This window comes from Moorena sp. (assembly GCF_982860115.1).
In genome coordinates, this window is sequence record NZ_CEYLVT010000160.1 from 1 (window position 1) to 17,301 (window position 17,301).

Annotated in this window: 8 protein-coding genes and 1 pseudogene; 8 read left to right on the forward strand and 1 reads right to left on the reverse strand. The window is 43.6% G+C overall.

The genetic code is table 11. The features are described 5' to 3' along the window. From AC4II3_RS22920 to AC4II3_RS22950, 7 genes and pseudogenes are all read left to right on the forward strand, one after another. Positions 1-2,562: pseudogene (locus tag AC4II3_RS22920) on the forward strand (CHAT domain-containing protein); the annotation flags it as partial. Between the two features lie 173 nt (positions 2,563-2,735). Beyond that, positions 2,736-5,357, forward strand: a complete 2,622-nt coding sequence (locus tag AC4II3_RS22925) for a filamentous hemagglutinin N-terminal domain-containing protein (protein WP_490722892.1) — start codon at positions 2,736-2,738, stop codon at positions 5,355-5,357. 532 nt (positions 5,358-5,889) lie between these two features. Continuing rightward, the gene (locus AC4II3_RS22930) at positions 5,890-8,694 is read left to right on the forward strand and encodes a two-partner secretion domain-containing protein (RefSeq protein WP_490722893.1); all 2,805 of its coding nucleotides are present in this window, start codon (positions 5,890-5,892) and stop codon (positions 8,692-8,694) included. Positions 8,695-8,722: 28 nt separating this feature from the next. Next, complete coding sequence (locus AC4II3_RS22935) at positions 8,723-10,621, forward strand: ShlB/FhaC/HecB family hemolysin secretion/activation protein (RefSeq protein ID WP_488016758.1); 1,899 nt, start codon at positions 8,723-8,725, stop codon at positions 10,619-10,621. A gap of 360 nt (positions 10,622-10,981) precedes the next feature. After that, positions 10,982-11,629: a response regulator gene (locus AC4II3_RS22940; protein WP_488029303.1), complete on the forward strand. Its 648-nt coding sequence runs from the start codon at positions 10,982-10,984 to the stop codon at positions 11,627-11,629. Between the two features lie 3 nt (positions 11,630-11,632). Next, positions 11,633-13,534 carry a sensor histidine kinase gene (locus AC4II3_RS22945; protein WP_488029304.1) on the forward strand — a complete coding sequence of 634 codons (1,902 nt, stop codon included), beginning with the start codon at positions 11,633-11,635 and terminating at the stop codon, positions 13,532-13,534. 313 nt (positions 13,535-13,847) lie between these two features. Further along, positions 13,848-14,630: a DUF928 domain-containing protein gene (locus AC4II3_RS22950; RefSeq protein WP_488016352.1), complete on the forward strand. Its 783-nt coding sequence runs from the start codon at positions 13,848-13,850 to the stop codon at positions 14,628-14,630. A gap of 441 nt (positions 14,631-15,071) precedes the next feature. Here the strand turns inward: AC4II3_RS22950 and AC4II3_RS22955 are convergent, their stop codons facing one another. Beyond that, a complete protein-coding gene (locus AC4II3_RS22955; RefSeq protein WP_488016354.1) occupies positions 15,072-16,352 on the reverse strand; it encodes a uracil-xanthine permease family protein in 1,281 nt (426 codons plus the stop codon). A 416-nt stretch (positions 16,353-16,768) separates the two neighbouring features. Here AC4II3_RS22955 and AC4II3_RS22960 point away from each other — a divergent pair, with 416 nt between their 5' ends. Continuing rightward, positions 16,769-17,191, forward strand: coding sequence for a hypothetical protein (locus AC4II3_RS22960; protein ID WP_488016358.1), 423 nt, complete (start codon positions 16,769-16,771; stop codon positions 17,189-17,191). Positions 17,192-17,301 lie beyond the last annotated feature (110 nt).

Sequence of the window (17,301 nt, forward strand, 5' to 3'; positions counted from 1 at the left end):
TCGCTTATTACCAACAGGCTCTTAGAGTTACAACCTTTGAGGCTTTTCCTTTTGAGTGGGCAGGAACACAAACTAATCTCGGTCTTGCTTACGCTGACCGAATAAAAGGGGATAAAGCACAGAATAGTGAAGAAGCCATCGCTTGTTACCAACAGGCTCTAAGAGTTAGAACCTTTGAGGCATTTCCGATTGAGTGGGCATCGACACAAACTAATCTCGGTGCTGCTTACGTTTACCGAATAAAAGGGGATAAAGCACAGAATAGTGAAGAAGCCATCGCTTGTTTACAACAGGCTCTAAGAGTTTATACCTTTGAGGCATTTCCTGAAGATTGGGCAAGGACACAAATTAATCTCGGTATTGCTTACCATAACCGAATAAAAGGGGATAAAGCACAGAATAGTGAAGAGGCCATCGCTTGTTACCAACAGGCTCTAAGAGTTTATACCTTTGAGGCATTTCCTGAAGATTGGGCATTGACACAAAATAATCTCGGTAATGCTTACCGTGACCGAATAAAAGGTCAGAAAGCACAGAATAGTGAAGAAGCCATCGCTTGTTACCAAGAAGCTCTTAGAGTTTATACCTTTGAGGAATTTCCTATTGAGTGGGCAAGCACACAAAATAATCTCGGTAATGCTTACGGTGACCGAATCGTAGGTCAGAAAGCACAAAACCTAGAAGAAGCCATCGCTTGTTACCAACAGGCTCTTACAGTCAGAATCTTTGAGGCATTTCCCCAAAAGTATCTAGATACTAAAGTTAACCTTGGTTTTGCTTACCAAGATGTTCAAAATTTACCGGAAGCTTATAAGCAGGTGCACAAAATTAATTGCACATTTTCCAAAACTCAAAGTCTTACAATGTAAGCTTTACAGAGATTCAGAGTAGGTAATTAATTTTGTGTAGGTGCTTAAGGCTTTTGATGCTGCCATTAAAACAGTGGAATTCCTGCGAGATGAAATTATTTATGGTTCTGGAGAAGAAGAATACAAGACTAAACTAGCTGAAGAATGGAATAAAGTCTATCAAGGCATGGTAGAAACTTGCCTAGCCTTAACTAATATCACAGAAGCGATTGAATATGTTGAACGGAGCAAAACCGGTAATTTAGTTGACAAGATTCTCAGCCGTGACCTGAAAACCATCTTTCCCCCAGATGTTGCTACTCAACTACAACAATACAGGGATGAAATAGCAGCAGGTCAGAACCAAATCCAACAGGGGAAAGCTGAAAATCCAAAAGTCTTAGCACAACGTCTTAAAGAATTGCGGCAGCAGCGCAATGATTTACAAGACCAATATTTACCTATCGGTTCTAGCTTTAACGTTGATAAATTTCAGAATAAAAATTTAGATGACCACACTGTTATTGTGGAGTTTTACATTATACGGAATAAGCTGCTCAGTTTCATCTTTACCAGTGAAACTCAACAGCCCATAGTTTGGCAATCTCAGCCACAAGACTTAGAGGAATTGGTAAATTGGATAATTGAATATCTAGGAAGCTACAAAAACCAAAAAGCTGATTGGCAAAACAATCTGAGTAACCGCCTACATGAGTTGGCTGATATTCTATCCATTGATCACATCATTAAGCAGATTAACGAAAAATGCGATCGCTTAATTTTAATCCCCCATTTGTTTTTACATTTGTTACCCCTTCATGCTTTACCGATTACCAGTAAGCAGGGAGAAGGTAAACCTAAAATTCTCATGGATCGGTTTCCAGCAGGGGTAAGTTACGCTCCTAGCTGTCAACTACTCCAACTTACTCAAACTAGACAACGCTCAGAAGAGTTTACCCACCTGTTTGCGGTTCAAAACCCCAGTGCTGATTTAGTTTACACTCCTATCGAAGTAGACGTGATTAAAGGCTACTTCAATCCACCACCAGATACAGAGGTTCTTGTGGAAAACGATGCCACCAAAGCTGTTATAATAGATAGCAAACCTCTCAACAGTTACCACTGTTTACATTTTAGCTGTCACGGTTACTTTAATTACCAAGAACCACGGAAATCGGCTCTAATTCTGGCCAATGCCCATCAGCCGACCTCTGCTGAACCAAATTCGGAGCGCTATTTACGGATAAGTGAAAAGGAAATCTTTGACCTAGAGAAATGTCTGACTATCGATGACGTCTTTGAGTTACAACTAGAACAATGTCGCCTGGTCACCCTTTCCGCTTGTGAAACGGGATTGATTGATTACACTAACATCAGCGATGAATACATTGGTTTACCCAGTGGTTTCCTAGTTGCCGGAAGTCCAGCAGTAGTTAGTAGCTTGTGGACGGTAAACGATTTATCTACAGCGTTGTTGATGATTAAATTTTATCAGAATCTACGAGAGCAGATACCTTTAGCAGTTGCCCTTAACCAAGCGCAATTCTGGCTGCGGGATAGTACCCAGTGTCAGTTGCTAGCCTGGAGTAGGCAGTTACCCCTAGACAACTCTTTGATGAAAAAGATTGAACAAGCACTGGATTGGTTTAACCCCCATGAGCAACCCTTCCAAAACCCCTACCACTGGGCAGCCTTCTGTGTAATTAGATCATAATTATGCAATTAAGTTTTACAAACAAAAGTAACATCAAGCAAGCTTGGTAACCGGTTTGATAGATAATAATTAGAGCCATAAAATTATTACTTAGTTGTTCAGGAATCGGTGCTTTGATCAGACAAACTACGCGGAGTCGGTGCTCGCAATTGGGATTGGTAAGTACAGTAGCAATGACAAGTTCATTAACACTGTCACTCTTAATTCCATCTACTAGTAATCAAGCTCATGCTCAGAGCAATATCGTACCAGATGATACTTTAGGAGCTAATGGTTCAGTTGTGATCCCTGACGCTTCTGTAAAGGGTAGCCCAGCAGAATTGATTGAAGGAGGAGTTCAACGGGGAGTAAACCTATTCCACAGTTTTCAAGAATTCAATGTCTCAGAAGGGTTGCGGGTTTATTTAGCTAATCCAGCTGGCATTGAGAATATCCTGTCGCGGGTGACCGGAATAAATCCCAGCGATATTCAAGGAACCTTGGGAGTAGATGGCGCAGCCAACCTGTTTTTGCTCAATCCCAATGGAATTATATTTGGAGCGAACGCTAGGTTGGATGTGCAGGGTTCCTTTGTAGGAAGTACAGCGAATGCGTACGCATGGGAAAACGATGGCTATTTTAGTGCTACTGAACCCGAAAGTAGCCGTTTACTAACCATTAATCCCGGAGCATTGTTTTTTAATCAGGTTGCTTCTGTCTCAGGGAATATTATCAATACTGGCACCTTGGCAGTGGGGAAAGATTTAACCCTGTCGGGATTGAATCTAGATTTACAGGGTCGGCTATCAGCTGGGGGGAATTTGACCCTATCGGCCATGGAAACCCTAAAGATCCGGGATAGCATAGCGCTACCTTTTGTGGCAGCAGCTGGGCAGAAACTATTGCTAATGGGTAACCAAAGCGTAGATATATTGGCTTTGACTCATCCGGATAGTGGGTTGTTTTCACTAGGGGATATGGTGTTGCGTTCCAGTAACCCGATCATAGGGGATGCCTACTATTGGAGTGGAGGGAATTTTAGTATTGAAGACATAGATGGGAGTTTAGGGAATTTGTCAAGTCCCCATGACCCGATTATTCGCTCAGCGGGGGATGTCAGTTTTAAGAATTATGACGGTGGTTCCCTACACATTTTTGCCGGTGGTTCGGTAACAGTTGATAATGTCAAGATTACAGGCTCTGATCCCACCAATAATATTCAGGAAACCGTCACCTTATCCAATGGCACCACCATATCAATAGATGGTAGTAGTCGCCCCACCCTAGATATTAGGGCTGGCACCACAGATATCGTTAACCCAAGCGAAATAACTGGCAATCCCATCCTTAATCAACGGCCTGAGCAACTGGAGTTTTCGGAGCCTCCAACCACTGCAAATATTAAGATTGGCCAGGTAATGATTGAGCAACCCAATGGTCAGGTGTTTATCACTAATCAATACAAACCCAATTCCGCTGTGACTGGTTCGATTGAGGTCACCACAATTAATACCAGTAATACCAGCAATACAGTAGAAAATGCCGGGGATGTGATTATTGACTCCGGTGTTGATATCATCCTCATTGGTACTGTTACTGATGAGCAGGGCTGGATTTTCGCTGATACTTCTGGTTCTGGGCAGGGGGGTCAAATCAAGCTGGTGGCAAAGCAGGAAATTTTGTTGAGGGATGGCTTTCTCGTCACCAGTGATACTTCTGCTTCAGGTAAAGGGGGTGAAATTACCCTTGAGGCTGAGTCGGTTACTGTCAGAGATGGAGCAGTGGTTGGTACCCGTACCTTGAGAGAAGGAGATGCGGGTTCGGTAAGCATTAATACACAACGGTTACTGGTTGAGGATGGAGGACGGGTTAGCGCCAATACCTTTGGACAACGAGATGCAGGTAATGTCACCATCAATGCCAAAGAATCGGTGAAAGTCATTGGTATTGATATCTCTGGCGAGAATACGTTTCCCAGCCTGATCAGTACCCAAGCTAATTCAAACTCAACCGGAAAGGGTGGTAACTTGATTATTAATACAGAAAGTTTACTGGTTGAGGATGGAGGACAGGTGAGCGTCAGTACCTTTGCAGAAGGAGATGCAGGTTCTTTGACCATCAATGCCTCGGAATTGGTGCAAGTTATTGATGAATCCCCCGATGGTAAGTTTTCCAGCGGTATATTTGCCCAAGCTAATCCAAACTCAACAGGAGATGCAGGTGACTTGAAGATTAATACACAACAGTTACTGGTTGAGGATGGAGGACAGGTTAACGCCGTTACCTTTGGAGAAGGAGATGGAGGTAATGTGACCATCTCCGCCAAAGAACCGGTGCAAGTCATTGGTCAATCCCCCGATGGTAAGTTTCCCAGCGGTATATTTGTTGAAGCTTTTGAAGACTCAACCGGAAATGCAGGTGAATTGAATATTAATACACAACTGTTATTGGTTTTCGATGGAGGACGGATTGGCACCACTATCGACGCCAGCCTGATCGAAAACACCCTGACCTTCTTACCAGAAAATCAGATTGACACCACTACTTTGCTCTCCAATAGCTGCATGTTCCGCAGTCGGGAGCAACCAGGTAGCTTCATCATTACTGGCAGCGGTGGTTTACCCACTGCTCCGGGAAGTGCTACCATTTCACCCTTTGCCACTAGCACAGTGCGCACCATACCCACTTATGGTAGCTCTAGCTCCAGCACCCAACCGGATCGCCCTTGGCAAATCGGTGATCCGATTGTAGAACCTCAACAGGTATATCGACTGGCAGATGGACGGCTAGTTTTGAGTCGCGAGTGTGTCCAATAATTCCTGCTCTAGCTAATGAGATCATACTGTTGGCAAATCACCTCAAAGCTTGGGTTTTTCTATATTACTGGTTATTCCGAAGTTCCCTATTCCTCTTTAGAGGTTGTCTGAGAAGTCTCATTTGCTTCTAAAAGTCCCCCTAAATCCCCCAATGGGGGACTTTTAGAAGCAAATGGACTCTTTTTCCCCCCAGCGAGGGATTGCTCGTTGGGGGGCTAGGGGGGCAAAATTCAGTATAAAAAAACTTTTCAGATATCCTCTTTACAATCCATCAATGTTTCACACCTCAAATTAAAAGGTTATCTATTGCAGTTTTCGGCAATCATTAGAGCAGATAATGGCAATTAATTTTGCCGATTTTAGCAATTAAGTTTTACAAAAAAAAACTAACATCAAAGAAGATTGGTAACCAGTTTAAGAGATAATAATTAGAGCCACAAAATTATCACTTAGTTGTGAAAGGATGGGTGCGGTGATCAGGCAAACCAGGCTGAGTCGGTGTTGGCAATTGGGTTGGGTAAGTACAGTAGCAATGACAAGTTCATTAACACTGTCGCACTTTATTCCATCTACTAGTAATCAAGCCCATGCTCAGAGCAATATCGTACCAGATGATACCTTGGGAGCTAATGGAACAGTTGTGATTCCTGACGCTTCTGTAAAGGGTAGCCCAGCAGAATTGATTGAAGGGGGAGTTCAACGGGGAGTTAACCTATTCCATAGTTTTGATCAATTCAATGTGGGAGAAGGGTTGCGGGTTTATTTAGCTAATCCAGCTGGCATTGAGAATATCCTGTCGCGGGTGACCGGAATAAATCCCAGCGATATTCAAGGAACCTTGGGAGTAGATGGCGCAGCCAACCTGTTTTTGCTCAATCCCAATGGAATTATATTTGGAGCGAACGCTAGGTTGGATGTGCAGGGTTCCTTTGTAGGAAGTACAGCGAATGCGTACGCATGGGAAAACGATGGCTATTTTAGTGCTACTGAACCCGAAAGTAGCCGTTTACTAACCATTAATCCCGGAGCATTGTTTTTTAATCAGGTTGCTTCTGTCTCAGGGAATATTATCAATACTGGCACCTTGGCAGTGGGGAAAGATTTAACCCTGTCGGGATTGAATCTAGATTTACAGGGTCGGCTATCAGCTGGGGGGAATTTGACCCTATCGGCCATGGAAACCCTAAAGATCCGGGATAGCATAGCGCTACCTTTTGTGGCAGCAGCTGGGCAGAAACTATTGCTAATGGGTAACCAAAGCGTAGATATATTGGCTTTGACTCATCCGGATAGTGGGTTGTTTTCACTAGGGGATATGGTGTTGCGTTCCAGTAACCCGATCATAGGGGATGCCTACTATTGGAGTGGAGGGAATTTTAGTATTGAAGACATAGATGGGAGTTTAGGGAATTTGTCAAGTCCCCATGACCCGATTATTCGCTCAGCGGGGGATGTCAGTTTTAAGAATTATGACGGTGCTTCCCTACACATTTTCGCCGGTGGTTCGGTAACGGTTGATAATGTCAAGATTACAGGCTCTGATCCCGCAAATAATATCCAGGAAACCGTCACCCTATCCAATGGCACCACCATATCAATAGATGGTAGTACTCGCCCCACCCTAGATATTAGGGCTGGCACCACAGCTATCGGTAACCCGATGCCAATTACTGGCAATCCCATGCCTGAGCAACTGGAGTTGTCGAAGGTTCCAACCACGGCAAATATAAAGATTGGCGAGGTAATGATTGAGCCGCCCAATGGTCAAGTTTTCCTCACCAATCAATACCAACCCAATTCCGCTGTGACTGGTTCGATTGAGGTCACCACAATTGATACCAGTAATACCAGCAATACAGTAGAAAATGCCGGGGATGTGATTATTGACTCCGGTAAAGATATCATCCTCATTGGTACTAATAGCTTTACTGATGAGCAGGGCTTGATTTTCGCTGATACTTCCGGCCCTGGGCAGGGGGGTCAAATCAAGCTGGTGGCAAACCAGGAGATTTTGTTGAGGGATGGCTTTCTCGTCACCAGTGAGACATCTGGTTCAGGTAATGGCGGTGAAATTACCATTGAGGCTGAGTCGCTTATTGTCAGGGATGGAGCAGTAGTTGCTGCCCGTACCTTCGGAGAAGGAGATGCAGGTCGTGTGACCATCAATGCCTCAGAATCGGTGCAAGTCATTGGTGGCTTTGATATTAGTATATCTACTCAAGCTTTGGAAAACTCAACAGGAAATGGGGGAGACTTGTCGATTACTACATCCGAGTTGCTGGTGAAAGATGGTGTACGAATTGCTACTGGTACCTTGGAAGACTCAACAGGGAATGGGGGTAACTTGACGATTAATGCACAACGGTTACTGCTTCAAAATGCAGGACAGATTACTGCGAATACCCTTGGAAAAGGAGATGCAGGTGATGTGACCATCAATGCCTCGGAATCGGTGCAAGTCATTGGTATTGGTGTCTCCGGCGAGGATACGTTTCCCAGCCTCATCAGTACCCGAGCTGATGAAAATTCAACAAGAGATGCAGGTAACTTGACAATTAATACACAACAGTTACTGGTTAAGGATGGAGGACAGGTTAGCGTCAGTACCTTTGGAAAAGGAAATGCAGGTGAATTGACCATCAATGCCTCGGAATCGGTGGAAGTCATTGGTGTCTCCGCCAATGGTAAGTTTTCCAGCGGTATATTAGCCCAAGCTTTGGAAGGCTCAACAGGAGATGCAGGTTCCTTGAAGATTAATACACAACAGTTACTGGTTGAGGATGGAGCACAGGTTAACGCCATTACCTTTGCAGAAGGCAATGCAGGTAATGTCACCATCTCGGCCAAAGAACCGGTGCAAGTTATTGGTAAATCCCCCGATGGTAAGTTTCCCAGCGGTATATTGGCTCAAGCTTTCAAAGACTCAACAGGAGATGGGGGTTCCTTGAAGATTAATACAAAAGTGTTACTGGTTGTCGATGGAGGACGGGTTGGCACCACTATCGACGCCAGCCTGATCGAAAACACCCTGACTTTCTTACCAGAAAATCAGATTGACACCACTACTTTGCTCTCCAATAGCTGCATGTTCCGCAGTCGGGAGCAACCAGGTAGCTTCATCATTACTGGCAGCGGTGGTTTACCCACTGCTCCGGGAAGTGCTACCATTTCACCCTTTGCCACTAGCACAGTGCGCACCATACCCACTTATGGTAGCTCTAGCTCCAGCACCCAACCGGATCGCCCTTGGCAAATCGGTGATCCGATTATAGAACCTCAACAGGTATATCGACTGGCAGATGGACGGCTAGTTTTGAGTCGGGAGTGTGTACAATAATTCCTGCTCTAGCTAATGTGAAACTTTCATGGGTGTGTATCTAATTTGGAGATGGATGGCGATTACGCTACGGCCACGGTATGGCATGTGGCAGCCACCACTAAAAGCGATCGCCCTGAAGGGAAAGGCAGGTTTTGGTGTTTCTAGTTTAAGTTTTTTTATATTAGTAATCTCAGCTCTAAATGGGATGGCTCAATCTACGATTCCTAATTCATCTAATTCTCCTTTTCCGATTACCTCCGCATCTGGGTCATCGCTACTAGACTCTACTGCTGAAGCTACCTCTACTATCGAGACACCTAAGGTTAGATGTCCCGTTGAAAACATCGGGTCAGAATTAATAGGAATACAGGAAGAGGGAGAGACAGGAAAAGAATTTTGGGGTATTTGTCAAGATTTTCGATATAAATCTTTATATCAAACCGATGCTACCGGAGTTGATCTTATCGCTTCATCCGGTGAGCGTTTCCTAGTCAAAACTGTAGAAGTGCTGGGTAACACCGTTTTACAAGAACAGATTACAGAATTAATTGAAGAGATTGAAAACCAGGAAGTCACCTTTGAAGATTTAATTGAACTGCGCTCTAAAATTACTCAACTGTATATTAACAATGGTTACGTTACCTCTGGTGCATTTTTACTGAATAATCAAGCACTCGACAGTGGCACTGTGCAAATACAGGTTGTTGAAGGTGAGGTAGAACGAATTGAACTAAATGGATTAAACCGTCTGCGACCTGACTATGTACGCCGTCCCCTAGAAATTGCTACTACTAAACCCTTAAATCAGCAACGCCTAGTCAAAGCACTGCAACTGCTGCAGCTAGACCCCTTAATCGAACGAGTGAAGGTGGAATTGACCGCAGGCAGCACTCCCGGTCGTAATATATTACAGGTGACACTAAAAGAAGCCCCAGCCTTTCACACCGGTATCAAGACAGAAAACAACCGTTCTCCCAGTATTGGTTCAACCCAAGCCAGTGTATTTGCTGCTCATGATAATCTATTGGGATTTGGCGATCGCATTCGTGGGGAATACGGTCTAACCGAAGGACTCGACATCTACGATATTCGCTATAGCATCCCCATCAATGCTCGTAAAGGAACCCTGAGCTTGGGCTACAGCAATAGTGAGAATCGCCTTGTTTCCGAGAATTTCCGGGATTTAGACATTAGAGGTGAAACCCAGAACTATTCCCTAACTTTCCGTCAGCCCTTATTGCGATCGCCAGAGACTGAATTCGCTGTTGGCGTAGGCTTAGACCTGCGTCACCGACAAACCTTCATACTCGATGACATTCCCTTGTCCTTCTCTCTAGCCACGGCAGATGGTACATCCAAGGTCACAGTAATTCGGCTGTTTCAAGATTGGGTCAAGCGCAGTCCACAACGAGTATTCGCCGCCCGCTCCCAGTTTAGTCTAGGAATTGATGCCTTTGATGCCACCATTAGTGACTCAAGTCCTGATGGGCGTTTCTTTACCTGGGTCGGACAATTCCAGTGGGTCGAGCAATTATCAGCATCTATTCTGCTCATCAGCCGAATTAATACTCAACTCACCCCAGATTCCTTACTATCCCTAGAAAAGTTCACTCTAGGTGGTAGAGATACCGTCAGAGGCTATCGACAAAATCAAATCATTGCTGATAATGCCATCTTGGGGGGAGTAGAGGCACGTATTCTCCTCACCTCAGACTCCAGACTACAATTAACCCCTTTCTTTGAAATCGGTACAGCCTGGAATAATCAAGGGATTCAACCCAACCCTGCCACCATTGCTGGTGTAGGATTAGGCTTACGTTGGCAGATCGGATCGGGATTTAATCTCCGTCTCGACTATGGTATTCCCCTGATCGGGGTAGATAATCCGGGGGACTCACTGCAAGATAATGGCATTTACTTTACCGTAGACTACCAGCCCTTTTAGTTAGCTCTCACCCATTTAAATTGTGAAGGTCGGGAGATGGGGAGATGGGGAGATGGGGAGATGGGGAGATGGGCTTTTGCACAAGGGTCGCGATTTTAAATTTAAATACATATTAGCTTAAGGCATCCAGTAAAATTAAAAATTAAGAATTAAAAATTAAAAAGGGTAAATTCACAATGATAAATAACAAATTGAAAATCATCTCAAAAAAAAACACAACAAATATAGCAGTAGGTATTCAAGTGGGTGTTTGATATTTATAAAAGCAGCAAAAGCTATTATAATCAGCTATTGCCTATTGCCTATTATTGCCTATTGCCTATTGCCTTGCGCTTAGCGCTATAACCAGTAGACTTAACTATGAAACCAAAAATTCTTGTCATTGACGACCACGAATCGGTTCTAGAGGGAACCGTGATCCAACTGCAAAAGCAATACCCAGAGGCAGAAATTATGACCGCTAAAACTGCCCATATCGCTCAAGAATACCTACACAGTTTCCCCCCTGACTTAGTTGTTGCTGATCTTTCCATTCCCAAGCAGCAGGGGGATACTGCCCGAACCGATACGGGAATTCAACTCCTCAAAACATTAATGAAGATATATCCTACCCTCAATATAGTTGTTCAAAGCGCGAATATCAAAGCCTTAATCCGTTTAAAACCTGCTATTAATGAACACGAAGGAGGCTTTACCATCGTAGATAAAAGCCTGCCCCAGAAAGAAATGTTAATCAAAGTTGACTGGTCACTTCAGGGATTGATTTACACCCCCAAAGCGATGCGAAATGGCTTGGAAATAAAATCCGAATGGCTAGACGTTCTAACCTTAGCCTTTGAAGAAGGATTACAAGATAGAACCATTGCTCAGCGGATGCAAATCTCCGAGCGCACGGTGCGTAACTATTGGACTAAAGTTCAAGACGTTTTAGGGGTTTATCCAAAACCCGGTGAAAATATTCGCATTAAAACCGAGAAGCGGGCAAGAGAAGTCGGTCTAATCGATTGAGACATGAAACTTTTTACTGAGGAGGAAATTCAAACCTGGCGGGTAGGATTTATTCCAGGACTAGTCGTGATCGGAGTAGTAATCCTATTTCGCCTCACTGGCGTCCTGCAAAGTCTAGAATGGATTGCTCTGGATAGTTTTCTCCGTTGGCGTCCTGAGGAATCTATTGATAAAAGAATTCTGATTGTTGGTATTAATGAACAAGACATCCAACGCATAAGTACCTATCCCATACCCGATCGAGACTTAGCATCACTGCTGAGAAAACTAGCAACCTATAAGCCTAGAGCTATTGGTATTGACATCGTCAGAGATTTACCCGTTGAGCCTGGTTACACTGACTTAGTCGCAGCATTTCAGGCTATCAAAACCGTGATTGGCATTGAAAAAGCCTTACCTGACCAAGATGGCAATACCATTAATCCACCACCCACCTTACCCCCCAAACAAGTTGGCTTTGCCGATGCCATACCTGACGCTGACGGACACATCAGGCGCAGTTTACTAGGAACTTCAAATCTCGAAGGAGAGTATAAATTTTCTCTAGCTATACTGCTAGCAAAAGCGTATTTATCTAAAGAAGGAATTTCCCTAACCAATGGCACTGATGACCCAATAGCCATGCAGTTTGGTACTACGGAACTCACTCGCTTTCGCCCCAATTCCGGAGGCTATGTGAGAGCCGATGCTGGGGGAAATCAGATCCTAATTAATTTTCGCAGTGCTCGCAAACCGTTTCGGATCGTATCCCTCAACGATATCCAAACTGGCAACATTGATCCAAGCTGGATTCGCGATCGCATAGTCCTGATTGGTATGACTAGCCATAGCGTTAAAGATTTTGTCAATGTCTCTGCTATCCCTAGCTCTACTCCTGGACTAGTGTTTGGTGTAGAAGTGCATGCTCATACAGTTAGTCAAATCATTAGTGCTGTTCTCGATGGACGACCCTTGTTAAGGGTTTGGTCAGATAGCTGGGAATATATATGGATTATGGTTTGGGGGTTTCTGGGTATCAGCCTCGCTAAACTAACTAAGACACCGGTACAAAATTTATTGAGTGTTAGTGTTGCTGGCATTAGTTTAGTGGGACTAAGTTATTTGCTCCTGATCTGGGGTTGGTGGATACCTGTAGTACCAGCGTGCTTAGTTTTAACTGTAAATGGTTTCAGCATCAATGCCTTCTATCTATACCACCAAACCTTAAAATCCCGCATTAATGAACGCCAATATATGATTGATTATACCTTTGACATCATTCATAATGGACCATTACAAACCTTAGCTAGGATACTCAGCTGCACTCAAGATCAGGATTTATCTGATGAGCAATTGCGCTCTCAACTAGAACAGTTAAACCAAGAACTCAGAGCAGTTTATGAATCAGTGCGTCGAGAAACCCTAACCGAAGATAGCAGTATCCACATCGGGATTGATTTAGACCTAGATTTGCAGCAACCCACTCACGAGATTCTCTATGAAGTTTATAGCAATACCCTAGCCTTAAACTTTCCTTGCTTTCAAACCATTCAGGTGAAAATTATAACATTTGACCCAATCGATAGTCCGCCATTAAGTATCGAACAGAAGCGAGGATTGTGTCGATTTATGGAAGAAGCATTGTGCAATGTCGGTAAATATGCCAAAGGAGTAACTCGTCTGAAAGTCACCTGCACCCAAACCGAAGGTATGAATATTATTCGGATTCAAGATAATGGGTTGGGTATTAGCTCATCATCTCAACCCAATAAATATAAGCGTTCAGGAGGTCGGGGAACTAAACAAGCTCTAGCACTAGCGCGACAGCTAGGGGGAAGTTTTAAGCGGTCAGTTTTGTCTCCTAAAGGAAGAGTTTGTGAACTCACTTGGTCTGTTAAAAAAGGTCGATTTTGGTTTTTAAACTAGGTATTAGGTATTAGGTGTTAGGTGTTAGGTATTAGGTATTAGGTGTTAGGTGTTGGGTGTTAGGTATTAATCATTTATTAATGGCAAGTTTAAATTTTGAATTTTATGATGTTGGCATAATTAGAGGGTAAGTTAATGAAGAGAAGATTTCAGTTACTCAACCAGTGCTTAGATACTCACCGTAGGTATTAGGTATTAGGTGTTAGGTATTAGGTATTAGGTGTTAGGTGTTGGGTGTTAAGTATTAATCATTTATTAATGGCAAGTTTAAATTTAAAATTTTATGATGTTGGCATAATTAGAGGGTAAGTTAATGAAGAGAAGATTTCAGTTACTCAACCATTGCTTAGATAATCACCGATTGACTATTGGTGTGGTTAGTCTATTTTTAGGGATGACAACTGTAGCCCTAGCCGACTATAAACCACCTGATCCGCCATCTCGTCCCAAAGAACCTACAATTATTAGCGGTACAAGGGGAGCATGTTATAATAATGGAGAAGCAAAGTTAACTACACTAGCTCCTCAGGAACATATTGGACAAACTGTTTCGACTCACCCAACCTTTGCTTGGTTTGTACCGGATGCTGAATCCTTGCCAATGAAATTTCAGCTTTATCAAGTTTATCAAGATGATGTAAATGAGAATCACCCACCCATACAAAATATTGAATTGCAAACAACACCAGGAATAATGACTCACTCACTATCACAGGATGAACTAGGCTTATCCGTGGGACAGAGATATTTTTGGCAAGTGGTTATTATCTGTGAACCGAATCACCCATCCAGTGCTATCGTAGCCCAAGGGTATATCGATGTCGTTCAAGAGTCACCAGATTTAAAAATAGCCCTGGCTGCAGCGACTAACCCTGTTGATCGGGCAGATATCTATGCTGACAGAGGTTTCTGGTATGATGGCTTCGGTGAAGTTGTGGGTTGTGGTGACGATGCTAGACATAGACAGTTAATGCTCGATCTTTTAACTGATTTAGCAAGAATCGAGGCATCTGGAAATTCAAAATCTGCCAGCCAAAAGAGTGAGCGAATCCAGCAGATTTTAGAGATAGAATTGAAAAAGCCAGTTTGTAACTAAATTAACTGTAAGCATTTAGCTAATGCGCTACGCGCAGGCTACGCCAAAAGCTGACAGCTGACAGCTGACCACTTAATCCTTACCACCATGGTGAAAGTTCACACCAATAGACAACCTCGGATCAAGTGTTGCAGTTTTCAGCAATCGTGATAGCGTAATTGTGCAGTTGCTGTTTCTCAACTTGGCAAGTAAGTTAGCAGAAAACGTCAATGCATTACCTGTTTCATTCTTTTAATGTATTAAGTAAGGGAACAGTTAGTCGAGGAGACAAGCATGGACGACTGTTTCCGATTCCTTCAATAGTTGTTGATAGTTGATATATTTTGGTCTGCTCAAGGTACCTAGTCATTTATAGGTGCCTTTTTGTTAACCGTGCGGCTCTGTCAGCCACACCCCACACCCAGTAAGGCGCGGAATGCTGCTTGTCACCCCTGAAAGACCTTAACCCAACCTACGATGTTCTTCCTTGTATGGAAGTAGCCCATTTAATAACACCCCAAGAATACTAGAAAGTCCAATCCCTTCCAAGGCAAACCCTCCTGCCTTGACACTCATTCCGCCTACCCCTAGCATTAAAATTACAGCAACAATCACAAGATTACGGGGTTCTAATAAATCGGCGCTAGAGCGAACAATACTGTTCATACCAATTACCACAATTGTACCAAATAAAATAATTAAAATTCCTCCCATTACTGGCAGAGGAATAGTTTTTAAAAGGGCTTCTAACTTTCCTAAAAAAGAGAGTAAAATAGCAATAATAGCTGCCCAGGTCATAATGGCTGGATTAAAGGTTTTTGTTAAGGCAACTGCCCCTGTAACTTCTGAATAGGTGGTGTTGGGAGGGCCACCAACAAAAGCCGCCAATGTTGTTGCTAACCCATCCCCTAACAGGGTGCGATGTAAACCGGGTTCTCGAAGATAATTATTTCCAGTCACAGAACTAATGGCTAACACATCCCCAATATGTTCAATGGCAGGAGCGATCGCAACGGGTACAATAAATAAAATTGCTGGTAAACTAAAACTGGGTGTGGTAAATTCAGGAATTTGAAACCAAGGAGCTTGACTAACAGGTGTAAAATCCACCATTCCTAACGGTAAAGTTACCAGATAACCGACTCCTATCCCCATCAAAATCGGAACTAATCGTAAAAAACCCCGCCCTAAAATTGCAGTTAGCATGGTGGCTAGTAGAGAAATCATTGCTACACTAATAGCCATCCATTCGCTGTATCCTTCCCCAGCTTCTGATGCCATTTTTACAGCAGTTGACGCTAAACTGAGACCAATCACCATAATCACTGGTCCGGTGACAATCGGGGGTAAAATACGGGTAACCATCCCCGAACCGCGCCAAAAAATAATTAGACTTAAAATCAGATAAACAATGCCAGCGGCAGCAAGTCCAGATAAGGTTGCAGGCAAACCATATTTCTGAACACTCAAGGTGATGGGGGCGATAAAGGCGAAGGAAGAAGCGAGATAAACGGGAATTTTACCCCCCGTAACCAGTTGAAAACATAACGTTCCCACACCAGAAGTAAACAGAGCAACATTCGGGTTTACTCCGGCTAGAATGGGGACTAACACCAACGCACCAAAGGCAACAAACAGCATCTGTGCTCCGAGGAGGACATCGTTAAAACGGAAGTGATAAACCGTGGAAACTGTCGTAGCTTGAAGGTCTGGCTTTGGTGAATGTTCAGGTAATTCACTCATAACTTGCGGACGCTTTTGTCAATTTATTAAAAGTTATATTACACTAAAAGATTAAGACACATTACAATTACAGCGGTTTGTAATTCAGTTAGGTACAAAGTTCTGGGTTTTTAGGGAGCAGGGAGCAGGGAGCAGGGAGCAGGGAAGTCGGAAGTGGGAAAGCGCACCTGATAGTTATGCAAACCGCCGTAACTGATAGCTGTTTGCGTAGCGTGCGCGTAGCGCATAAGCTGATAACTGATAACTGATTGCTGATTGCTGATTGCTGTTCGCGTAGCGTGCGCGTAGCGCATATGCTGATTGCTGATCGCTGTTCGCGTAGCGTGCGCGTAGCGCATATGCTGATTGCTGATTGCTTACCAACTAGCGTATAACTTAATAGAAGTTGATAATTATAAATAAGAAGGCAACAATCTATGGAACAGAAAGCAACTGCGTCTACTAAACTAGTCACCGGTAACTTTGTGGTGATCCAGGGAGATATCAATCGCAGAATTGGCGATGGTGGTGCTAGCCTCTGGAAAAAGACTTTCAACACAGAAGGACGCTACAAGGGCGGCGCTGCCATCCTGATGTTGATGGTTAAAGGATTGACAGCAACCGACAGTGATGCAGAGGTCAAAATCAATGGTAAAAGTGTAGGGAAGATCTACTCCTACGAGGGAGCTAATCCAAATCACTGGTTTACCCAAATCATTAACATTGGTGCTGGCATCCTCAAGGATGGGGATAATGATCTCGAAGTTGAGGCCGTAGATTTGCCAAACCCCTCTGCTGGTGACCTCTATAACGATTTTTACATACGGGATGTGGTTTGCTTATTCCAGCGGGAAGATTAGGAAACCTTTTTGATAGCAACGGAACTATAGTTTAGGACATAGTTTTTGCTTTAAAGGGAATCGGGAATCGGGAATCGGGAATCGGGAATCGGGAATCGGGAACAGGGAAT